The following is a 22118-nucleotide window of genomic DNA, read 5'->3' on the forward strand; positions in this document are numbered from 1 at the left end:
TTCCATTGCGGATCGACCGATGACCGACGCTGGCGCCCCTCCCAACCCCGACAGCGCCGGCCAGGCCAGCACGCCCTACCGGGTGCTGGCGCGCAAATACCGGCCCTCCAGCTTCGACGATCTGATCGGCCAGGAGGCCGTGGTGCGCACCGTCTCGAACGCGTTCGAGACCGGGCGCATTCCGCAGGCCTGGATCCTCACCGGCGTCCGCGGCGTCGGCAAGACCACCACCGCGCGTATCCTGGCCCGTGCGCTCAACTACGAGATGCCGGACGGATCGGTGAAGGGCCCGACCATCCACATGCCGACCCTGGGCGTGCATTGCCAGGCGATCATGGAAAGCCGGCACATGGACGTGCTGGAGATGGACGCGGCCTCGCACACCGGCGTCGACGACGTCCGCCAGATCAATGACAGCGTGCGCTACGCGCCGGCCAGCGCCCGCTACAAGGTCTACATCATCGACGAAGTCCACATGCTGTCGACGGCGGCGTTCAACGCCTTCCTGAAGACGCTGGAGGAACCGCCGGAGCACGCCAAATTCGTGTTCGCGACCACCGAGATCCGCAAGGTTCCGGTCACCGTGCTGTCGCGCTGCCAGCGTTTTGACCTGCGCCGGGTCGAGGCCGACGTGCTGATGAAGCACCTCGCCAATATCGCGGCGAAGGAGAACGTCGAGATCGAGCCCGAGGCGCTTGGCATCATCGCGCGCGCCGCGGAAGGCTCGGTGCGCGACTCTCTGTCGCTGCTCGACCAGGCGATCGCGCACGCGGCAGGCACCGTGAAGGCGGATGCGGTCAGGCAGATGCTGGGCCTCGCCGACCGCACCCGCGTCATCGACCTCTTCGATTCGCTGGCGCGCGGCGACATCGCTGCCGCTTTCAAGGAGTTCCGCGACCAGTACGACGTCGGCGCCGATCCGATCGTCGTGCTGTCGGACCTTGCCGAGTTCGTCAATTTCGTCACCCGCGTGAAGATCGTGCCGGCGACCGCCGACAACGTCGCCTATGGCGAGACCGAGCGCGTGCGCGCGCGGGATTTTGCCTCGAAGATCTCGATGCGCGTGCTGTCGCGGATGTGGCAGATGCTGCTCAAGGGCATCACCGAGGTGCAGGCCGCGACGCGCCCCGCAGCGGCCGCCGAGATGGTGCTGGTGCGCATCGCCTATGTCGCCGACCTGCCGACGCCGGACGAAGCGATCAAGATGCTGGAGCAGAACGGCGGCGGCTCGCCGGTCGTGGGCGGCGGAAGTGCCGCGCGCAGCGGCGCGCCGGGTGCGCCGGTGGCCTCCGCGGCGCCGGTTGCCTCGGCCGCGCCCATGCGCGCACCGACTTCGTCACCGTCCGCGTTCGGCGGCGGCGCCGCCCGGCCGCAGATGGCGGCGCCCGCGCCGGATCCGCAAGGAGCCGCGCCCCAGCTGCGCATCACGAGCTTCACCCAGCTCGTCGCGGTCGCCGGGCAGAAGCGCGATCTCATGACCAAGGCCGCGCTCGAAGGCGACATGCGCCTCGTCCGTTTCGAGGAGGGCCGGCTGGAAGTCGCGCTCGAGCCCAACGCCTCCAAGACCATGATCTCCGAGCTTGCGCGAAAATTCGAGCTCTGGACCGGCCGGCGCTGGACCGTGATCGTCTCCAACGAGCAGGGCCAGCCGACGCTGCGCTCGGTGAACCACGCGGCGAAGCAGGAACATGCGCGCTCCGCTGAAGCCGATCCGCGCGTGCAGGAGGTGCTGTCGCGTTTTCCCGGTGCGAAGGTCGTCGAGGTCCGCAGGCTTGCCCCCGAGGCGCCGGAAACCAATATGAATGCGGACTATGGCAGTGACGATCCGCCCGATGGTTCCGACGGCGACGATCTCTAGAGCATGATCCGGACCCGAAGGGCCGCGTAGCGCAAAGTGTGAAGCGGTTTTCCGATTAGATCATGCTCAAACCAAGAGTTAAGGCGCGATGACGAGTCATCGCGCAACCAAGGACAGCACCGATGGTCGATATTTTCGGCATGATGAAGCAGGCGCAGCAGCTGCAATCCAAGATGCAGGAGATGCAGGATCAGCTCTCCAGCGTCGAGGTCGAAGGCATCTCCGGCGGCGGTCTCGTCGCCGTGCGCATGACGGCGAAGATGGACGTGAAGGGCATCAAGATCGATCCCTCGCTGATGAAGCCGGAAGAGCGCGAGGTGCTCGAGGACCTGCTCGTCACCGCCCTCGGCGATGCCCGCCGCAAGGCCGAAACGGCCGTGCAGGAGAAGATGCAGGCGCTCACGGGCGGCCTCAGCCTGCCACCGGGTATGTTCGGCCAATAAGATGGGTTCGGTTGCAGGTCCCGAAATCGAGCGGCTGGTCCAGCTCCTCGCACGGCTGCCAGGCCTTGGTCCGCGCTCGGCGCGGCGTGCGGCGCTGCATCTGATCAAGAAGCGCGAAGCGCTGATGATGCCGCTGTCTTCGGCCCTGCAGGTCGCGCTCGACAAGGTCCAGGTCTGCAAGACCTGCGGCAATATCGACACGCAAAATCCCTGCACGGTCTGTACCGATCCGAAACGCGATGATGCAATCATCGTCGTCGTCGCCGATGTCGCCGATCTCTGGGCGCTGGAACGGGCCAATGCGACCCAGGGGCGCTATCATGTGCTCGGCGCGACATTGTCGCCGCTCGACGGCGTCGGGCCGCAGGACCTCACCATCGACGCGCTGGTGGCGCGCGCGCATGCTGCCGAGGTGCACGAGATCATCCTGGCGCTGAACGCGACGGTCGACGGCCAGACCACGGCGCACTACATCACCGACCTGCTTCAGGACGCCAACGTAAAAGTAACCCGGCTGGCCCATGGTGTGCCGGTCGGTGGCGAGCTTGATTATCTCGACGAAGGTACGCTATCGGCCGCGATGCGGCAGCGGACCTTGTTCTAGCCATCCAGACTTACGGAACGGACGACATGACGAAACTTTTCGCCACACGATCGGCTTTGGTCGCGGCGATGATGCTGCTGGCGACCCCGGCCATCTCCGCGCAGCAGGACGACGGGGCGCCGCCGCCGCCGAAGCCCGGCAAGCCAATCAGTGCCGGCGAGGTGCTCTCGGGCGAATTGAACGCAATGAAGGTGCGCGACATCAAGAACGCCGGCAAGCGGATTGCGATGTACCAGATCACCTCCGAGCCGCGTCGACTGCCGGCGCCGAACGGGCTGTGCAATCTCGAGACCGGTCCTGAGACGTTCCAACTCGTCACTTCCAGCGACGCGCAGGCCACGCAGCTGAAATCGTTCGTCGGCAAGGCGATCTCGGTCAAGGTCGACGAAGTCGCCTGCGCCAGCGATCCCGGCCAGATGAGCGAAGCCGTGATCACGAAGTGGAGCTTGATCAGGAAGCAGTAGGGGGCGCCGCTCCAGCCGAGCTACCGTAGGGTGGGCAAAGGCGCAAAGCGCCGTGCCCACCATTCTCCCGGCGACGATTCAGGTGGTGGGCACGCTTCGCTTTGCCCACCCTACGGCATCGCGGGCGTAGCGCGTGCCGAGTTTACACCCTCACCGGCCCCAGCGTCTCGAAATGCCCGCGCTTCTGCAGCCAGGCCAGCAGCACAAGGCTCGGGATCGCCACCAGCACGCAGATCACGAAGAACAGCGGCCAGCCGGTCGTCTCCGCGACATAGCCCGCACTCGCTGACAGATATGTGCGCCCGACCGCGGCGAGCGCGGTGAGCAGCGCATATTGCGTCGCCGTGTGCAGCGGATTCTGGCACAGCGCGGAGAGATAGGCGACGAAGATCACGGTGCCGATGGCGCTGGTAAAGTTCTCGCAGGTGATGGCAAAGGCCAGCGCCCATTGGCTGGTGCCGACGAAGGCCAGCCAGGAGAAGGAGAGATTGGCGAGCGCCTGCACCACGCCGCCGATCCAGAGGCTGGTCGCAAGCGAATAGCGCCGCGCGAGGAAGCCGCCGGCAAAGCCGCCGATCAGCGTTGCCGCGAGGCCGACGCCCTTCACGATCGCCGCGTAATCGTTGCGGGAAAAGCCGAGGTCGATCACGAACGGCGCGGTCATCGTGCCGGAGAAGGCATCGGTGAACTTGAACAGCACGACGAAGGCGAGCGCGGCGAGCGCATCCTTGCGCGACAGGAATTCCGAGAAGGCCCCGATCGCCGCGTGCAGCACGCGCGCGAACGCCGTCTCGGTTTGTGTCGCGGCTTCCGCCCGCACCGATTGCTCGGGCTCTGTCGCGGCCAGCGCGGTGATCGTGCCGATCAGCACCATCGCCGCCATCACCACGTAGCCCCACATCCAGGCCGACGCGCGCGGAATGCCGGTGCCCTCGAAGCCGGACACGATGAACAGCGCGCCCGCGGTCGAGACCAGCATGCCGATGCGATAGGCCGCGACATAGGAAGCCATTCCGGCGGCCTGCTCGCTCTCCGGCAGGCTCTCGACGCGGAACGCGTCGACCACGATGTCCTGCGTCGAGGACGTCGTCGCGACCAGCAGCGCGCCGAGCGCGACGTAGAACGGCGAGCGCGCGGGATCGGTGAGTGCCAGCAGCAGGATCGCGATGATCAGCAGCAATTGCGAGAACAGCAGCCAGCCGCGCCGCCGTCCGAACGCGCGGGTGAACAGCGGCACATGCAGCGCATCCACCAGCGGCGCCCACAGGAATTTCAGCGTGTAGGGCGTGCCGACCAGCGCAAACAGCCCGATGGTCTTGAGGTCGACCCCGGCCTCGCGCATCCACACCAGGAGCGTGGAGCCCGACAGCGCCAGCGGCAGCCCGGACGAGAAGCCGAGGAACAGTACGATCAGCACCCGCGGTTGCAGGTACACGGCCAGGCCGTCACGCCAGGAGGTGGGGGCCGTGTCGGGGCTGGCAGGGGAGGTCGCGTCGGGTGCGGTCATGGGGAGGTGTTAGCAGATTCTGGCTGCCACAAGTGAGGTGTCGTCGCCCGGTCAAGCCGGGCGACGACAGTGTGCCTCAAAACTCACTCCCCCGCCTGGAGCTTCCTCGGGAACAGCTCCGCGGCACCGGTTGCCACCAGATGCGGCCCCTCCGGCGCATCGGTCTTGCTGAAATCGAGCTCCTCGATTCTCCCTGCGCGCTTCTCGATCTTGTCGGCGGAGATCAGCACCTGCCGCACGTCCTCGTTCGCGTCGGCAAAATGCTTCTGGAGCTTCAGCACGCGGTCGCGCAGGCGGCCCAAATCGTCGCCGAGCTTGATCACCTCGGTGCGGATCTGGTCGGCGGCGTCGCGCATGCGCGCGTCTTTCATGATCTGCTGCATCACCTGGATCGCGAGCATCAGCAGCGAAGGCGACACCAGCACGACGCGGGCGCGATAGGCCTTCTGGATCACGTCGTCGAAACCGTCATGGATCTCGGCATAGACCGATTCCGACGGCACGAACATCAGTGCCATCTCCTGGGTCTCGCCGGCGACGAGATATTTGTCGGCGATGTCGCTGACATGCTTCATCACGTCGCCGCGCAGCCGCTGCGTGGCGATGCGCTTCTCCTCGTCGGTGCGCGCATCGTGCAGCGCGGTCATCGCCTCCAGCGGAAATTTTGCGTCGATGCAGAGCGGCCGCTGGTCGGGCAGGAACACCACGCAGTCCGGCCGCTTTCCCGTCGAGAGCGTGAACTGGAACTCGTAGGCGCCCTTCGGCAAGCCGTCCTGGACGATCGCCTCCATCCGCGCCTGGCCGAAGGCGCCGCGCGACTGCTTGTTGGCGAGCACGTCGCGCAAGGTCGTCACCTGCGTGGTGAGGTCGGTCAGGTTCTTGTGCGCGTTGTCGATGATGCCGAGCCGCTCGTGCAGGGCGCGCAGGCTCTCCATGGTGTTGCGCGTCGAGTGTTCCATCGACTGGCCGACCCGATGGGTCACCGAATCCAGCCGCTCGTTGACCGCGCGCGCCATGTCGGCCTGGCGGCCGGCCAGCGCCTGGGTCATGGCGTCGGCTCGGCCGGCAGCCTCGCTCTGGGCGTGCAGCACCTGGCTGAGGCGCTCCTCGAGCTCGTCCGCGCGGATGGCATTGGCCATGGCGAGTTCCGCGCCGCGCCGCCCGGATCGCGCGATCACGACCGCGATCACCACCAGCAGGATGACGACGAGGGCGCCGAAGCCGATCAGCGCATCGATGGTGCGGACCGGCCAGTCGCCAGCCAGGAAAATGATCTCGTTCATGGCGGCCCTTGTAGCCGATTCGACACTCTCCGCGAACGAATAGCGAACGCTTATGGTTAATAGCCCCCTAATTTTTATGGTTAACGAAACCTGAAGTTTTATGGTTAGCGGAGGGTTAACGGAGTTCCTCGCCGCATTGACCGCATCCGGCATGCGGCTTAAATCGCGGCCATGGCCCTCAGAGAAATCATCATCCTGCCCGACAAGCAGCTGCGTCTGGTCTCCAAGCCGATCGAGAAGGTCACGACGGAGATCCGCAAGCTTGCCGACGACATGTTCGAGACCATGTACGACGCGCCCGGCATCGGGCTCGCGGCGATCCAGATCGCGCAGCCCTTGCGGCTGATCACCATGGACCTCGCCAAGCCTGACCCGGACGGCGAGACAAAGCCGGAGCCGCGTGTCTTCATCAACCCTGAAATTATCGCCTCCTCCGAGGATCTGTCGGTCTACGAGGAAGGCTGCCTCTCGATCCCCGAATATTACGAGGAGGTCGAAAGGCCTGCGAAGGTGCGCGTGCGCTTCACCGATCTCGACGGCAAGGTGCACGAGGAGGACGCCGAAGGCCTCTACGCCACCTGCATTCAGCACGAGATCGACCATCTCAACGGCGTGCTGTTCGTCGACTATCTCTCAAAGCTCAAGCGCGACCGCGTGATCAAGAAGTTCGAGAAAGCCGCCAAGCGCGCGGAGTAAGTCATTTGTAAGCGCTGGTGCTGCCGCGAACTCCCGTGCGCTCCCTCCCCCCTTGCGGGGGAGGGCGGGGGAGAGGGGTAGCCCAGCAAAAGGCGCCCGTCGTTTGCGAATGCCAACAATAGGGCGCCCGCGCTAACGCCGAGAGAGCGCGTCGTGTGGCACCCCTCTCCCTAGCCCTCCCCCGCAAGGGGGGAGGGAACATACCGAGTCCTTGTCATGCCCCTCCGCCTCATCTTCATGGGCACGCCCGATTTCTCCGTGCCGACGCTGCTCGAGCTGGTCTCGCATGGCCACGAGATCGCGGCGGTCTATACGCGCGCGCCCAAGCCCGGCGGACGGCGCGGCCTGCAATTGCAGCCGACCCCGGTCGAGGAAGCCGCGCGAAAGCTCGGCGTTCCCGTGCTGACGCCGAAGTCGCTGAAGACGCCCGAAGCGCTCGACGAGTTTCGCGCCTTCGACGCCGATGCCGCCGTCGTCGTCGCCTACGGCATGATCCTGCCGCAGGCGATCCTCGATGCGCCGAAGCTCGGCTGTTACAATCTGCACGCTTCGCTGCTGCCGCGCTGGCGCGGCGCCGCGCCGATCAACCGCGCGATCATGGAAGGCGATGCCGAGAGCGGCGTCATGGTGATGAAGATGGATGTCGGTCTCGACACCGGTGACGTCGCCATGGCCGAGCGCATGGCGATTCCCGACAACATGACCGCGGTCGATCTGCATGACCGCCTCTCCCGGCTCGGTGCCGATCTGATGGTGCGCGCGATGGCCGCGCTCGCCCGCGGCGGGCTCCAGCTCAAGAAGCAGAGCGCGGATGGCGTCACCTACGCCGCCAAGATCGACAAGGCCGAAGCGCGGATCGAATGGACCAAGCCGGCGCACGCCGTGCTGCGCCACATCCACGGCCTGTCGCCGTTTCCCGGCGCCTGGGCCGAGCTTGAGAATGCGCGCGTAAAAATCCTGCGCTGCGAGTTGGCGAAGGGCTCCGGTGCACCCGGCGAGGTGCTCGACGACCAGCTCACGATTGCCTGCGGCGAGGGCGCGATCCGCATCCTCGAGCTCCAGCGCGAGGGCAAGGCGCGGATGCAGGCCACGGACTTTTTGCGCGGCGTGCCGGTGAAGCCGGGAGCCAAATTCACGTAGCGCTGTCATACCCCGCGAAGGCGGGGTATCCAGTACGCCGAGGCTTCTCGGCTGAACAGAGATGTCTCGGAGTACTGGATCGCCCGGTCAAGCCGGGCGATGACACCACCCGGATTGAGATGCCCCGCTACAAGCTCACCATCGAATATGACGGCGCGCCGTTCTTCGGCTGGCAGGTGCAGGACACGCTGCCTTCCGTGCAGGGCGCGTTAGAGGCGGCGGTGAAGGCGATGACCGGCGCGGATCTGCGCGTGCACGGTGCGGGCCGCACCGATGCCGGCGTGCATGCGCGCGGCCAGGTCGCGCATGTCGACATCGACAAGCAGTTTCCGCCGGGCCGTTTTCGCGATGGTCTCAACGCGCATCTGCGCCCGCATCCAATTGCGGTGCTGGAGGCCGAGATCGTCCCTGACACCTTCGAGGCGCGGTTCTCGGCCGTGAAGCGGCACTACCGCTACCGCGTCGTCAACACCCGCGCCAATCTCGCGCTTGATATCGGTCACGCCTGGCGCGTGCCGCGCCGGCTCGATGCCGATGCGATGCATGCGGCGGCACAACGTCTGCTCGGCAAACACGACTTCACGACGTTTCGCGACACCGAGTGCCAGGCCAAGTCGCCGGAGAAAACGCTCGACCAGCTCGACGTGCACCGCGACGGCCGCGAGATCACGATTCTTACGTCGGCGCGCTCCTTCCTGCACAGCCAGGTGCGCTCGATGGTGGGATCGCTGGTCTGGGTCGGCGAGGGCCGCTGGACCGCGGACAATCTCTCAGCGGCGCTCGCAGCCCGCAACCGCGCGGCCTGCGGCATCGTCGCACCGCCTGACGGGCTGTATCTGATGAAGGTGGATTATTAGCGCCCGCTGCCGCCACAGACGTCATGGCCGGGCTTGTCCCGGCCATCCACGTGCGCCAACATGCAACCATGCATGGTGGATGGGTCTACATCCTGGCGAGCGCGCCAAACGGCATTTTGTATGTCGGTGTGACGAGCGACATTATTCGCCGCATCTATGAGCATCGAAACGGACTCGTTCCCGGCTTCACCAAGAAGTACGGCGTCAAGCTGCTGGTCTATTTCGAGCGCTATGAGGATATCCAAACCGCTATCCAGCGCGAGCACAACATCAAGCATTGGTCGCGGACGTGGAAGGTCAGGTTGATCCTCAGGGATAATCCCGAATGGAAGGATCTGTACGAGACGATTGTTCAATGAGACGGGCCCGGGCTCTCGCCACATCGTCATGGCCGGGCTTGTCCCGGCCATCCACGATCTTCTTTTCGGCTCGCGAAGAACGTGGATGCCCGGGACAAGCCCGGGCATGACGGCGGAATATTTGGCGAAGGTCGCGGTTTGCTACCCAAAATACCGCGTCAAAATCCCCCGATACACCTTCGTCAATCTCTCCAAATCCACAACCGGCACGCGCTCGTCGACCTGGTGCATGGTCTGGCCGACCAGGCCGAACTCGATCACCGGGCAGTAGCTCGAGATGAAGCGCGCATCCGAGGTGCCGCCTGAGGTCGACAGTTCCGGCTTGCGCCCCGTCACCTCTTCGATCGCGGAGACCGCGAGGTCGGTGAACGGGCCGGGCTTGGTCACGAACACGTTCGAGTTCGAGGGCTCCCAGACGATGCGAGCCTTGATGCGGTTGCCGCAGGCTTTCGTCAGGCGCGCCTCGACCAGCTCGCGCAAGGATGCCTGGGTGTGGTTGTCGTTGTAGCGGATGTTGAATTTTGCGCGCGCCTCGCCGGGGATGACGTTGTTGGCCTTGTTGCCGACGTCCACCGAGGTGAATTCGAGATTGGAGGCCTGGAACTGCGCGCTGCCATGGTCGAGCGGCTCGTCACTGATCGCCACGATCAACCGTGAGATATCAGGCACCGGATTGGATGCACGGTGCGGATAGGCGACATGGCCCTGCACGCCGTCGACATAGAGCGTGCCGGACTGCGAGCCGCGGCGGCCGACCTTGATGGTGTCGCCGAGCGTCTCGACATTGGAGGGCTCGCCGAGCACGCAATGGTCGAATTTTTCGCCGCGCTCCGCGGCCCATTTCAACAGCTTGATGGTGCCGTTGACCGAGACGTCTTCCTCGTCGCCCGTGATCAGGAACGAGATCGAGCCCTTTCCATCGGCGCGCGGCGCGCCGCCATTGGCGGCGAGATGCTCGAGCACGGCTGCCACCGAGCAGGCGATGCCGCCCTTCATGTCGACCGCGCCGCGGCCGTGCAAAAAGCCGTCCTTCACCTCGCCCGAGAATGCGCCGACGCTCCAGGCGTTCTCGTCGCCGGGTGGCACCACGTCGGTGTGGCCGGCGAAGGTGATGTGCTGGCCCTCAGTGCCGATCCGCGCATAGAGATTGTCGACGTCGGCTGTGCCTGCTTCGCTGAAGGTCACGCGGTGGCAAGTGAAGCCGGCAGCGTTGAGGGCTTTCTCAAGCACGCCCAGCGCACCGGCATCGGCCGGGGTTACCGAGGGGCAGCGGATGAGATCGCGGGCAATCGAGAGAGCATCGGTCATGCGCCCCGCTTAACATGCATGCCGCCGGGTGGGCTAGCGCTGGGCGGCACCAATTCGAGCTCGCTTTGCTGGTCCCAGCTTTTTGCAGGGGACGGGCCGTCCTCGGTCTTGGCCAATGGATCAGGACCGAACCGGTTGTCGCCGACGCTGCCTGATACGATGAACATCTCGACAAATCCCCACAGCCACAGGATGGATGCGCCCAGCCAGAACGGAAGCATCCAGGTGGAGTTCGGCAGCAGGTCCGAGAACTGGTTGTACAGGCCGGGCAGGAAGAAGAACGGAACGAGCCACCAGCCACTCCTGTCGCGATCATGCAGCCGCTTGATCGCAGTCGCGAGATAGATCCAAAGGAACAGCGACAAGCCGAACGCCTTCAGGATCAGGTTGGTGCGATCAACGGGCGCCAGCGAGCGATAGGCCCGGGGATCGACCAGCTTGAAGAGGTCGTCGAGGCCGAAGTCGAAATCGAGTTTCAGGGATAGCTTCAACGCCCCCTCGGCGTTGATGAGGTGGATCACCTGAGCAATGATTCCCAGCAAGGCTGCCAGCACCGCGACGATCAGCAGCGCCTGCCACAGCAAGGCGCGATTGATGCGGCCGTCGAAGCGAAAAAGATACCAGGTCCAGTCCATGGCGAAGGTTCCGGGCAGCGGAGGCCGTCCGGTGATTGGTCGCGATGGGGAGAAGGAGGGTTCGATAGGAAAGCCGCCGCGGGCTCGCTTCACCTCGCCCCGCTTGCGGGGAGAGGTCGGATCGCTCTTGCGATCCGGGTGAGGGGGTACCGGTCTCTCGAATATCTCGCGTGTGGAGAGAGGCCCCTCACCCCAACCCTCTCCCCGTAAGAACGGGGAGAGGGAGAGGAGAGAGTCTTAATCCCGCAGCAGCTCGTTGATGCTGGTCTTGGAGCGCGTGCGCTCGTCGACGCGCTTGACGATCACGGCGCAGGCCGTGCTCGGGCCGATCTGGCCGTTCTTCATGGGCTTGCCGGGCAGCGCGCCGGGCACGACCACCGAATATTCCGGCACCTCGCCGATGAAGATCTCGCCGGTCTCGCGGTCGACGATCTTGGTCGAGGCGCCCAAAAACACGCCCATCGCCAGCACGGCACCCTTGCGCACGATCACGCCTTCGGCGACCTCGGAGCGCGCGCCGATGAAGCAGTCGTCCTCGATGATCACGGGCTCGGCCTGCAGCGGCTCGAGCACGCCGCCGATGCCGGCGCCGCCGGAGATGTGCACGCGCTTGCCGATCTGCGCGCAGGAGCCGACGGTCGCCCAGGTGTCGACCATGGTGCTCTCATCGACATAAGCGCCGAGGTTGACGAAGGACGGCATCAGTACGACGTTCTTGGCGATGAAGGCCGAGCGGCGCACCACAGAACCCGGCACCGCGCGAAAACCGGCATCGCGAAAACGGTTCTCGCCCCAGCCCTCGAACTTCGAGGGCACCTTGTCCCACCAGGTCGCCTTGCCGGAGCCGCCGGGAATGACGCCCATGTCGTTGAGGCGGAAGGACAGCAGCACGGCCTTCTTCAGCCATTGATTGACCTTCCACTTGCCATCGGCCCCGCGCTCGGCGACGCGGGCCTCGCCCTTGTCCAGGATCTCCAGCGCCTGGTCCACGGCCTCGCGCACCTCGCCCTTGGTCGAGGTCGAGATGCCGTCACGCGCGTCGAAGGCGCTGTTGATGGTGGATTCGAGGGCGGACAGGGACATCGGGATTTCCTCTGGGAAATGGGAATTTTGACGGATTGGGGCGCTTTTTCGGGATTTGGCGGGGAGGAGTCAAGGCATACTCCGCCGTCGTCCCGGGGCGCGCGAAGCGCGAGCCCGGGACCCATAGCCACGGGCAGTCATTTGGCGAGGATTCGGAGTTATCGATCTCGCGCCACAACCACTCCCTGTGGTTATGGGTCCCGGGCTTGCTTCGCGCCCCGGGACGACGGCGGCTATTTGGGCAACAGTCCCGCCAAAAAACCCGCCAGATCATCCGTGACGTGGTCGACATGGGGCGCGTCCCGGCCCTCCAGTTCCCAGTCCTCCCGCACCACTTCCTTGGTGCCGTCAGGCACCACCAGGACGGTGGTCATGCCGAGCGCGTGCGGGACGGTGAGGTTGCGGGCGAGGTCCTCGAACATCGCGGCTTTGGTCGGATCGACCGCATGGTCGGCGAGGAATTTTTGATAGGTCTGCGGCGACGGCTTCGGCTCGAATCCGGCGGCGATGATGTCGAACACGCCGTCGAAATGCGTTGCCAGGCCGAGCCGCGCCAGCACGGCATCGACATGGTCGACCGAGCCGTTGGTCAGGATCAGCTTGCGCCCCGACAGTTTCGCGATGGCTTCGCCGAGCGCCGGGTTCGGCTCCAGCGGCGAGTGGTCGATCTTGTGGACGTAGGCGAGGTAGTCGTCGGCGTGCACGCCGTGCAGGGTCATCATGCCGCGCATGGTGGTGCCGAAGCGCTGATAATAATCCTTCTGGATCCTGCGCGCTTCCTCCGGGCCGACGTTCAGCCAGTTGCAGACGAACTCCCCGATCCGCGCGTCGACCTGCTGCCACAGATTGACGTGATGCGGGTAGAGCGTGTTGTCGAGGTCGAACACCCAGGTGTCGACATGGGCAAAGGTGCGGGGTGGATTCATCACTGGTCTCTCAATCACGGCATCGCAAAGCGCAGCGTCTTGCCGCCGCTCGACATGTCCACCACGCCAAAACCCGTCGCCGCGAATCCGCGCGCGCCGCAATCGGCCTGCTCGTTGGTCTCGAACTTGGTCTCGCGCGTGCAGAGCTGCCTGTCGCCGCCCCAGTTCAGCGGCTTGTCCTTCAGCTTGATGACGCGGTTGTCGGCGTCGATGGCTTCCGCGAAGCTGAAGATCTGCTTCGGCTGCCCGGTCACATCGGGGTGCAGGCACGTCTTGGGATCGATGCGGTACCAGCCGCGGCTCGTCACGGACTTGCCGTCGTCGGTGGCGACCGCCGCCATCACCTTGTGCGGCGTGTCGTTGCACCAGGTCAGGCCGGTTGCAGAAGGCGTCTGCACCGCATCGACCATGGTCTTGAAGAAGTTCGGCGACGACATGATGTCCGCCGCCAGTCCGCGGCTCTTCAGGAAGGCGGCCAGTGCTGCTTGCGTCTTCGGCCCGTCGACGCCGTCGATCGGCGCTGCGTCGTAGCCCGCGATCACCAGCAGCCGCTGGATGCCGGCGAGGCGCGCCTGCTCGTCGTCATATTCGGAATCCTCGGCGAGATAGGCCGTGAAATTGCCGTCCGCGGCTTGCGTCGGCGTGATCTGGGTGAACGCGGCCTGGGTCTGGCCGCTGCGGCATTGCCGCGCAGCCGCGATGACGAAATTGTCCTGCGCCACGCACAGCATGTCGCTGCCGTTCTGCGGGATCGGCGAGGCGCCGTAGACGCCGAGCGCGCGGGCGTTGAGCAGGATGCGGTCGGCGGAGAGCGTGCCCTGCACCACGACGCGGCAGGTGGCGGGATCGATCCTGAACCAGCCGCGCGTCGCGGTCGCGGCCTTGTCGTCGATGCCGATCGCGGCCTCGACGACATAGGACATGCGGTTGCAGATTTTCAGGTCGGCCAGGGCGGGCGCGGCGGAGAAGACAAACGAAACGGCTGCGGCCGGAAGGGACATCAGGATACGTGTGAGGGTTGAGCGACGATGTCGCCGAGCCCTCAACTCGTCATGCCCGGCCTTGTGCCGGGCATCCACGTTCTTGGCGCGAGATGAGAGGTCGTGGATGGCCGGGACAAGCCCGGCCATGACGGCTTGCTTTGGCCCGCTCATCATCACTTATGGATCAGCGTTCCCGTGCCCGTGTTGGTGAAGAGCTCGAGCAGCACCGCGTGCTGCATCTTGCCGTCGATGATGACGACGCCCTCCACGCCCTGTTCGAGCGCGTAGATGCAGGTCTCGACCTTCGGAATCATGCCGCCGGAAATGGTGCCGTCGGCGATCAGTTTTCGCGCATCCTTCACCGAAAGCTGCGGGATCAGCTTCTTCGACTTGTCGAGCACGCCAGGCACGTCGGTGAGCAGCAGCAGGCGCTTCGCCTTCAGCGCGCCGGCGACCGCGCCGGCAAAGGTGTCGGCGTTGACGTTGAGCGTCTGGCCGTCCTTGGAGGTCGCGAGCGGCGCCAGCACCGGGATCAGCTCGTAGCCGATCAGCTGGTTGAGCAGCGTGAGGTCGACCTTCTCGGGGTCGCCGACGAAGCCGAGATCGATCGCCTTCTCGATGTTCGAACCCGGATCGACGATGGTGCGCGTCGTCTTCGACGCCTTCACCATGTTGGCGTCCTTGCCCGACAGGCCCACGGCCTTGCCGCCGGCTTCGTTGATGTAGCCGACGATCTGCTTGTTGACGGAGCCGGCCAGCACCATCTCGACGATCTCGATGGTCGCGGCATCGGTGATGCGCAGGCCTGCCGCGAACTCCGACTGGATGCCGAGGCGCTTGAGCATGGTCGCGATCTGCGGCCCGCCGCCATGCACCACCACCGGGTTGATCGCGGTCTGCTCGAGCAGCACGATGTCGCGGGCAAAGTTCTTCGCGGTCTCCTCGTCGCCCATGGCATGGCCGCCATATTTGATGACGATGGTTTCCTCGTCATACTGCTGCATGTGCGGCAGCGCTTCGGACAGGATGCGGGCCTGGTCGAGCGGGGAGATGTCGGTCATGAGGCGGATCTCGCTGGCGGGACTGTCGGTGCGCGTTCTATCCGATTGGCGGGCGCGGCGCAAAGTGGGTGTTGCCTCTTACCCTCCCCCTCCAGGGGAGGGTAAGACGGAGCATCACTTCCGCGCCGCCACGGCTGCGAGCGTCACCGCCAGCCAGCTCAAGATCATCACCGTTCCGCCGGTCGGCGCCGCGAATGGAAACAGCGAGTGCCCCGCATATTGCCGCAAGGTGAGATCGCCCGCGAACAGCGCGGCGCCGATCACGAAGCCGAACGCCGCGATGAGGCCAATTCCGCCGTGCAGAAGGCCGCGCGCGAGCAGGGCGACGCCTGCGAGTATGGCAGTTGCGTGAAACAGCAGCATGGCGCTGGCGGAGGCGAGCCGGCTGGCGTCGGCGCCGTGGGCGGAGGCGGCGGCCAGCGCGACGCCGGCGGCGCCCATCAAACCGGCAAGCCCTAGCAACAGGCGGAATGCAGGCGTCACGAGGTTCGCTCTTCCAGCAGCTTCGCCATCGCGGCGCGCAGTTCGGCCATGCCGGTCGAGCTCCGCGACGAGGTCGCGAGCACGTTCGGAAACGCCGCCGGATGTTTTGCCAGCGCGGCCTCGGTCTCGGCGATGCGGGACTGAAGCTCGGACGCCTTCACCTGGTCGGCCTTGGTCAGCACGACCTGGTAGCTCACCGCGGAACGGTCGAGCGTCCCCAGGATTTCGAGGTCGACGTCCTTGAGGCCATGCCGCGCGTCGATCAGCACGTAGACGCGTGCGAGCGAGGCGCGCCCCAGCAGGAATTTGTGGATCAGCTCGGTCCAGGACGCGACTTGCGCCTTCGGCGCCTTGGCGTAGCCATAGCCGGGCATGTCGACGAGGCGCAGGTCCTTCTTGCCGGGGACCTCGAAGAAGATCAGTTCCTGGGTGCGGCCTGGCGTATGCGAGGTGCGCGCAAGCGCGTTGCGGCCGGTCAGCGCGTTGATCAGGCTGGACTTGCCGACATTGGAGCGGCCGGCAAAGGCGATCTCCAGCCCGTCCATCGGCGGCAGCGTCGCAATCGAGGGCGAGGCCCAGATGAACTGCCAGTCGCGGGTGAACAGCTTTCGCCCGGTCTCGATCAGCTTCGCATCTTTGTCGTCGGTCATGCGAAGATCTCACCTCTCGTCATGGCCGGGCTTGTCCCGGCCATCCACGTCTGTCCACACGGTACCCTCCAAAACGTGGATGCCCGGGACAAGCCCGGGCATGACGATGTGGAGGCATTTGCGCCCAACAATGACGGCGCTACGTCGCCTTCTTCGCGAACGTCGCCTTGAGATTGTCGAACAGCTCCACCTTCACGCCGTTGCGGCGCATGATGAAGCTCTGCTGGAGCACCGAGAGCGTGTTGTTCCAGGCCCAGTAGATCACGAGACCCGCCGGGAAGCCCGCCAGCATGAAGGTGAAGATCAGCGGCATCCAGTTGAAGATCAGCTGCTGGGTCGGATCCGGCGGCGTCGGGTTCAGCTTCATCTGGAACCACATCGTGATGCCCATGATGATCGGCCAGATGCCGAGCGCGAGGTAGTGGCCGAACACCGGAATCGTCGTCGGATCGAACGGGATCAGGCCGAACAGGGTGAAGAGGTTGGTCGGATCGGGCGCGGAGAGGTCCTTGATCCAGCCAAAGAACGGCGCGTGCCGCATCTCGATGGTGACGAACAGCACCTTGTAGAGCGAGAAGAACACCGGGATCTGGATCACCACGGGAAGACAGCCGGCGACCGGATTGATCTTCTCCTTGCGGTAGATCTCCATCATCTCCTGCTGCTGCTTCACCTTGTCGTCGGGAAAGCGCTCCTTCAGCGCCTGAAGCTGCGGCTGGACCGACTTCATCTTCGCCATCGAGGCGTAGGACTTGTTGGCCAGCGGGAAGAACAGCAGCTTGACGATCACGGTGACGAGCAGGATCGAGATGCCGAAATTGCCGAAGAAACGGTAGAAGAAGTCGAGGCCGAGGAACATCGGCTTGGTGATGAAGTAGAACCAGCCCCAGTCGATCAGCAGATCGAAATGGTTGAGGCCGAGCTCCTTGTTGTAGCCGCCGAGGCCGGCGAACGGGAACACGCCGACGACGCCGGCTTCCTTGGCGCCGGCGAACAGCCGCGCGTTCGCGGTCGCGGTGCCGCCGATCGCGACGGTGACGGGGTCGAGCAGATAATCAGTCTGGTAGGTGTGGACGTTGCCGACCGGGTTCGACGAGAAACGCGCCTGAAGCTGGGCACTGGTGTCCGGCAGCAGCGCCGAAGCCCAGTACTTGTCGGTGATGCCGAGCCAGCCATTGGTGGCCTTGAAGTTCACCGCCTTGGCTTCGTCGATCTTCTTGTAGGCGTATTCCTGCAAGCCATCGAGATAGCCGATCAGGCCTTCATGCAGGATGTAATAGCCGGAGACCTGCGGCGTGCCGTGGCGCGAGATCAGCGCGAACGGGTAGAGCGTAACAGGCGCGTTGCCGACATTGCTCACCTCGTCCTTGAGCGTGAAGAGATAATGGTCGTCGACCGCGATGGTGCGGCGGAAGGTGAGGCCCTCGCCATTGTCCCACTTCAGCACCACCGGCGTCGTCGGCGTCAGGCTGCCGTTGCCGTCCTGCTGCCAGAGGGTCTGGGCGTCCGGCAGCTTGGCCGTCACGCCCGTCGCCGGCACCCAGCCGAACTCGGCGTAATAGGGTTCTGCGGTGCCCGAGGGCGAATAGAGGATGATCGGCGGCGACTTCGGGTCGACCGTTTCGCGGTATTGCACCAGCGCGATGTCGTCGATGCGGCCGCCCTTCAGCGAGATGCTGCCGGCAAGCCGCGGCGTGTCGATCTTCACGCGCGGGCTGGCTGCAATCGCGCTTTCGCGGGAAACGACCGGCTGGGCCTGGTTCGCGGCCGGTGTTGCCGGCTGGGCCGCGCTGCCGGGCTGCGGCGCGGCGCCCGGCGTTGCGGAGGCCGTCGGCTGCGGCGTGTTCTTCTGGAGCTCGGCCTGCGCCTGCTGCTGGGCGCGCTGCTTCTCCATCGCCGGCACGTTGTAGAAATATTGCCAGGCGATCAGGACGAGGCCCGACAGAATGACGGCGAGGATGGTATTGCGATTGTCGGTCATCACTATTGTCTCGTCATCAATCCGGTTTGCGGCTGGTCGCAGGAGCGGGGCCGGGCCTTGAGCCGTCGGTTCTTGGGCCGCGTCCCTTGTGCGTATGCCGCGCAGGCTTCGTGAACGCTATGCGCAGATCGTCGAGCATGGTGGCGAAGTCGCGCGAGAGCGCGTCCCTTCGGCCGACCAGTACATAGTCATGATGGGGCTGCATCGACACCGGATCGAGCCGCTTCGCCAATTCGCGAAGCCGGCGCCGGATGCGATTGCGCTGGGGGGCGTTGCCGTTCTTTTTGGTAACGGTGAAGCCGATCCGGATCGGGCCGCTGTCGTCGCGGCGGCGGCTTTGCAGGACGAACGCGGGACTATTCGCCCGCGCGCCATTGGCAACGGCGAGGAAATCCGCTCGCTGCCTCAGCCGATCCATGATGAAATCCCAAAAATGGGGGTCCGGCTCAGGCGCTCAGACGCTTGCGGCCGCGGGCGCGGCGGGCGGCGAGAACCTTGCGGCCGCCGGCAGTGGCGAGACGGGCACGGAAGCCGTGACGGCGCTTGCGCACCAGTTTGCTGGGTTGATAAGTCCGCTTCACGGGTTTTTCTCCGCTGACCGGGCAATTTGCCTGTAGAATTGATGATAAAGTCCGGAAGATGCGGCCCAAAACGGGCCCTTTTCGGCCCCAAGAGAGCCGCTCCCGGCGTGCGCACCGGGTCATCGCGGACAATTTGCGCGGCTTATATGCGAGCGTCTTCTTTTCGTCAACGTCGCAAGAGCGCGCTGTTCCGGTGAATATCACTGTTTGTGCGGGGTTTTTAACCCTTGAGGTGGCGACTCGCGATATCAGAGCTTACATCCCACCTTGAGAGATTAGCGATCCGTAATTTGACCGGCCCCCGGCCGGGTCGCATCCTTCATCAGCCAGGCTCTATTACAAAGCCAACAGGGGCGAACTTCGTGGCAGCGACAGACCTCCAGCCGGTCCATGATACGGATCAGCCGGGCCAGCCGGCGATGCGGCCGCGTGGGCCCAGCGGGCTCGGGCTATCCGGCAAGCTGCTGCTGCTCACCGTCCCCCTGGTGATGATCGCCGCCGTCCTGCTCTACGTGCCCGCCATCGCCAACTTCTGGGTCAACCGGCTCAATGACCGCGTCGCGGCGGCCAACACCGCCGCGCTGGTGCTCGACGCCGCCCCGCTCGGCATGGTCCCCGAGTCGCTGTCGCGCGAGATCCTGAAAAGCATCAATGCCCGTGCCGTCGCCATCAAGATGGGGCAGCAGCGACGGCTGCTCGCCAGCGACAACCTTCCCACGGCCATCGAGCATGACATCGACCTGCGCGACATGACGGTGTGGGAGGCGATCACCGGCTCGTTCCGGATGATGCTGGAGACCGGCAACCAGGCCATCCGCATCGTCGGGCCCGGCGTCGGCAACGCCCAGTTCATCGAGATCGTGACCGATGAGCTGCCGCTGCGGCAGCAGATGTATCGCTTCTCCCGCAACGTCGTGGTGGTCGCGCTGATCATCGCGGTGCTGACCGCGGGCCTCGTCTATCTCGTGCTGCATTATCTCTTCGTGCGCCCGATGCGGCGGCTGACCGCGAGCCTGGTCGGCTTCCACGAAAACCCCGAAAGCTCGGCGCGGATCATCGTGCCGAGCCAGCGCAGCGATGAAATAGGCGTCGCCGAGCGCGAATTGTCGGACATGCAGCGCGACCTGATGTCGATGCTGCATCAGAAGAGCCGGCTTGCCGCCCTCGGCCTCGCCGTCTCCAAGATCAACCACGATCTGCGCAATCTGCTCGCGTCGGCCCAGCTTCTGTCCGACCAGCTCGCCAGCGTGCCGGATCCGCGGGTGCAGCGTTTTGCGCCGAAGCTGGTGCGCTCGCTCGAGCGCGCCATCGCCTTCTGCCAGTCGACGCTGTCCTACGGCCGCGCCCAGGAAGCGGCGCCCGACCGCCGCATGATCATGATCGAGCCTGTGGTGCTGGAGGTGCGCGAAACCGCGGGCCTCGCCAGCGACGCCTCGATCGCCTGGGTGGCCGCGATCGAGCGCGGGCTCGCGGTCGATGCCGATCCCGACCAGCTCTTCCGCGTGCTGCTCAACCTCGTCCGCAACGCCGCCCAGGCGCTGGAAAGCCATTCGTCGGGCGACGGCGGCGCCCAGCAGATCCGGATCACGGGAAAGCGCGAAGGTGCCGTCGCCATCCTGGAGGTCTCCGACACCGGCCCCGGCGTCCCCCAGAAGACCCGGGACCATCTGTTCGAGGCGTTCCAGACCTCCGGCCGCCCCGGCGGCAGCGGGCTTGGCTTGGCGATCGCCGCCGAACTGGTCCGCGCCCATGGCGGCGAGATCCATCTGGTCGAGGGCACCATCGGCGCCACCTTCCGGATCGTCATCCCCGATCGCCCCGTGGAACTCCTCTCCATCCGCAACGAGCGGCAGAGGGCGTAGTCGGCCAGAGGCCGAGCCGGGAAATCGTCACCTCCCTGTAAAATCTCCCCTTCCCGGACCTTGCCAATCGAGGCAAGAGCGGTTAGTCAGAGCGCTCTTTCGCACCCCTCCGGCGCTGTCTGGAGGCTGCCTGCGGGCTCAGCCCGCACTGTTTGCGAAAAACGCGCCCGTAGCTCAGCTGGATAGAGCATCAGACTACGAATCTGAGGGTCGGACGTTCGAATCGTTCCGGGCGCGCCATTCCGCTACAAAACTGGGCACTCCAAAACCTCCCATTTCTGCGCCGGGCGAGATCATCGCGCCGCTGCTCATGTTCGTCACCGCGTAAGCCTGGAGCTGGTGACGGCCTTTCCGGCCGGCCTCGGCGGAGCGAAAAATCGCGTGGCATCGCCGAATGTGCGGCCGGTGCGCTTGGTCGGCCGCAGCGTCATGGCACCACGGCGAAGCAGTGGTTCCCGTCTTTATCGGCCGTGTGGCGCCGGTTAGATTGAGGACTCGCCAGAGACGCCTGGACATGTCGGTGAATATGGAGATGACCCATGAAGCTCGCGCATGACGGAATCCAGCTGTCCTTCGACATTGCCGGCGCGGGACCGCTTCAATTCCTGTTCGTCCATGGCCTCGGCGGGGATCGCACGCATTTTGCGCCGCAGATGGAGTATTTCGCCAGTCAAGGTCGGGCATTGAATGCCGAGCTGCGCGGGCATGGTGAGAGCGACAAGCCGCAACAGGCGTATTCGATCGAAAGCTTCGCCGATGATCTCGTCTTTCTGTGCAACCGACAGCAGATCACAAAGCCGATCATCGTGGGTCAAAGCATGGGTGGCAACATGGCGCTCGAAATCGCCGCCCGCTATCCGGACTTTCCTGCAGGCCTGGTGCTGCTCGACTCAGGGGTGCTCTTCCCTGCCTCGGCAGGGACGGTGTTCGCCGGGTATCTGGAGGGCTTAAGGGGCGCGAATTTTGCGGACGAGGTACGGAAAATCGTAGCGGACTCCTGTCTGCCGACCGACAGATGCCGCGCCCATGTTGAACAGACCTTTCTGGCGACGCCACAGCACGTGCTGGTGTCCACGTTTACAAGTCTGTTTCCCTGGGATGTGCATCGGGCGCGTGAATGCGCCCAGGCGTGCCGGGTCCCGGTGCTCTACATCGAAGCGGCCCATCGGCTCGCGGATCTGGATCGTTTTGCGGAGCTGTGCCCGCAGCTGGTCACGGCCAAGGCCGTCGGCTCCGGACATTTCCTGTCGCTGGAGGTGCCGGAGCAGATCAACCCGATGATCGACCGGTTTATCTCGCTCTACGTGCGAAGACCCGGGTAAGCTTCGCCTTCGGCCGTGACGCGCCGCGACCG

At 65.1% G+C, this 22118-nt stretch carries 23 protein-coding genes and 1 tRNA gene; 11 read left to right on the forward strand and 13 right to left on the reverse strand.

Translation table 11 applies throughout. The features are described 5' to 3' along the window. Positions 1-19 precede the first annotated feature (19 nt). The 4 genes from CT676_RS29590 (at position 20) to CT676_RS29605 (ending at position 3369) form a co-directional block, all read left to right on the forward strand. Positions 20-1858 (forward strand): DNA polymerase III subunit gamma/tau, encoded by a 1839-nt coding sequence (locus CT676_RS29590; protein ID WP_085398516.1) that lies wholly within the window; start codon positions 20-22, stop codon positions 1856-1858. Positions 1859-1980: 122 nt separating this feature from the next. Further along, positions 1981-2301 carry a YbaB/EbfC family nucleoid-associated protein gene (locus CT676_RS29595; RefSeq protein ID WP_085398515.1) on the forward strand — a complete coding sequence of 107 codons (321 nt, stop codon included), beginning with the start codon at positions 1981-1983 and terminating at the stop codon, positions 2299-2301. Position 2302: 1 nt separating this feature from the next. Next, positions 2303-2905, forward strand: a complete 603-nt coding sequence (recR, locus tag CT676_RS29600) for a recombination mediator RecR (RefSeq protein WP_063979823.1) — start codon at positions 2303-2305, stop codon at positions 2903-2905. A gap of 26 nt (positions 2906-2931) precedes the next feature. After that, entirely contained in the window at positions 2932-3369 is a 438-nt protein-coding gene (locus tag CT676_RS29605; RefSeq protein WP_135215949.1) for a hypothetical protein, read from the forward strand. A 142-nt stretch (positions 3370-3511) separates the two neighbouring features. On the opposite strand, the gene CT676_RS29610 is transcribed toward CT676_RS29605, so the two are convergent. Together CT676_RS29610 and rmuC are read right to left on the reverse strand one after the other, a co-directional pair. Next, positions 3512-4876, reverse strand: a complete 1365-nt coding sequence (locus CT676_RS29610; protein ID WP_085398513.1) for an AmpG family muropeptide MFS transporter — start codon at positions 4874-4876, stop codon at positions 3512-3514. 83 nt (positions 4877-4959) lie between these two features. After that, a complete protein-coding gene (gene rmuC / locus CT676_RS29615) occupies positions 4960-6159 on the reverse strand; it encodes a DNA recombination protein RmuC (protein ID WP_085398512.1) in 1200 nt (399 codons plus the stop codon). Between the two features lie 171 nt (positions 6160-6330). Between rmuC and def the strand changes: the two genes are divergently transcribed. From def to CT676_RS29635, 4 genes are all read left to right on the forward strand, one after another. Continuing rightward, entirely contained in the window at positions 6331-6855 is a 525-nt protein-coding gene (def, locus tag CT676_RS29620) for a peptide deformylase (protein ID WP_063979819.1), read from the forward strand. Positions 6856-7071: 216 nt separating this feature from the next. Continuing rightward, entirely contained in the window at positions 7072-7995 is a 924-nt protein-coding gene (fmt, locus tag CT676_RS29625; RefSeq protein WP_085399968.1) for a methionyl-tRNA formyltransferase, read from the forward strand. 119 nt (positions 7996-8114) lie between these two features. After that, a complete protein-coding gene (truA, locus tag CT676_RS29630) occupies positions 8115-8852 on the forward strand; it encodes a tRNA pseudouridine(38-40) synthase TruA (RefSeq protein ID WP_085399970.1) in 738 nt (245 codons plus the stop codon). A gap of 23 nt (positions 8853-8875) precedes the next feature. Then, positions 8876-9211 (forward strand): GIY-YIG nuclease family protein, encoded by a 336-nt coding sequence (locus CT676_RS29635; protein WP_063979816.1) that lies wholly within the window; start codon positions 8876-8878, stop codon positions 9209-9211. 141 nt (positions 9212-9352) lie between these two features. Here CT676_RS29635 and dapE read toward each other — a convergent pair whose 3' ends face one another. The 11 genes from dapE to rpmH all read right to left on the reverse strand — a co-directional run bounded on the left by dapE (position 9353) and on the right by rpmH (position 18902). After that, a complete protein-coding gene (gene dapE / locus CT676_RS29640; protein ID WP_085399972.1) occupies positions 9353-10519 on the reverse strand; it encodes a succinyl-diaminopimelate desuccinylase in 1167 nt (388 codons plus the stop codon). Then, positions 10516-11154, reverse strand: a complete 639-nt coding sequence (locus tag CT676_RS29645; protein ID WP_085399974.1) for a DUF805 domain-containing protein — start codon at positions 11152-11154, stop codon at positions 10516-10518. The genes dapE and CT676_RS29645 overlap by 4 nt, the downstream gene beginning before the upstream one ends. Before the next feature lie 237 nt (positions 11155-11391). Then, on the reverse strand, positions 11392-12237 hold the full coding sequence (dapD, locus tag CT676_RS29650; protein ID WP_063979813.1) for a 2,3,4,5-tetrahydropyridine-2,6-dicarboxylate N-succinyltransferase: 846 nt from the start codon (positions 12235-12237) through the stop codon (positions 11392-11394). Between the two features lie 233 nt (positions 12238-12470). After that, positions 12471-13163 (reverse strand): pyrimidine 5'-nucleotidase, encoded by a 693-nt coding sequence (locus CT676_RS29655; protein ID WP_085399976.1) that lies wholly within the window; start codon positions 13161-13163, stop codon positions 12471-12473. A 14-nt stretch (positions 13164-13177) separates the two neighbouring features. Then, a complete protein-coding gene (locus tag CT676_RS29660; protein ID WP_085399977.1) occupies positions 13178-14164 on the reverse strand; it encodes a DUF1036 domain-containing protein in 987 nt (328 codons plus the stop codon). Positions 14165-14319: 155 nt separating this feature from the next. Beyond that, entirely contained in the window at positions 14320-15207 is an 888-nt protein-coding gene (gene argB, locus CT676_RS29665) for an acetylglutamate kinase (RefSeq protein ID WP_063979811.1), read from the reverse strand. A 114-nt stretch (positions 15208-15321) separates the two neighbouring features. Continuing rightward, on the reverse strand, positions 15322-15648 hold the full coding sequence (locus tag CT676_RS29670) for a DUF423 domain-containing protein (protein WP_085399979.1): 327 nt from the start codon (positions 15646-15648) through the stop codon (positions 15322-15324). 38 nt (positions 15649-15686) lie between these two features. Then, positions 15687-16340 (reverse strand): ribosome biogenesis GTP-binding protein YihA/YsxC, encoded by a 654-nt coding sequence (yihA, locus tag CT676_RS29675; RefSeq protein WP_085399980.1) that lies wholly within the window; start codon positions 16338-16340, stop codon positions 15687-15689. A gap of 139 nt (positions 16341-16479) precedes the next feature. Next, positions 16480-18321 carry a membrane protein insertase YidC gene (gene yidC / locus CT676_RS29680; RefSeq protein WP_085399982.1) on the reverse strand — a complete coding sequence of 614 codons (1842 nt, stop codon included), beginning with the start codon at positions 18319-18321 and terminating at the stop codon, positions 16480-16482. A 16-nt stretch (positions 18322-18337) separates the two neighbouring features. Then, complete coding sequence (rnpA, locus tag CT676_RS29685) at positions 18338-18739, reverse strand: ribonuclease P protein component (RefSeq protein ID WP_085399984.1); 402 nt, start codon at positions 18737-18739, stop codon at positions 18338-18340. A gap of 28 nt (positions 18740-18767) precedes the next feature. After that, positions 18768-18902 carry a 50S ribosomal protein L34 gene (gene rpmH / locus CT676_RS29690; RefSeq protein ID WP_008542748.1) on the reverse strand — a complete coding sequence of 45 codons (135 nt, stop codon included), beginning with the start codon at positions 18900-18902 and terminating at the stop codon, positions 18768-18770. Positions 18903-19321: 419 nt separating this feature from the next. Here rpmH and CT676_RS29695 point away from each other — a divergent pair, with 419 nt between their 5' ends. The 3 genes from CT676_RS29695 to CT676_RS29705 all read left to right on the forward strand — a co-directional run bounded on the left by CT676_RS29695 (position 19322) and on the right by CT676_RS29705 (position 22086). Then, positions 19322-20764, forward strand: coding sequence for a HAMP domain-containing sensor histidine kinase (locus CT676_RS29695; protein WP_063985918.1), 1443 nt, complete (start codon positions 19322-19324; stop codon positions 20762-20764). A 163-nt stretch (positions 20765-20927) separates the two neighbouring features. Next, positions 20928-21004 (forward strand) — tRNA-Arg (locus tag CT676_RS29700). Positions 21005-21303: 299 nt separating this feature from the next. Continuing rightward, positions 21304-22086: an alpha/beta hydrolase gene (locus tag CT676_RS29705; protein WP_085399985.1), complete on the forward strand. Its 783-nt coding sequence runs from the start codon at positions 21304-21306 to the stop codon at positions 22084-22086. Positions 22087-22118 lie beyond the last annotated feature (32 nt).

This window comes from Bradyrhizobium sp. MOS001 (assembly GCF_004634465.1).
In the GTDB taxonomy this organism is placed as follows: domain Bacteria; phylum Pseudomonadota; class Alphaproteobacteria; order Rhizobiales; family Xanthobacteraceae; genus Bradyrhizobium; species Bradyrhizobium barranii.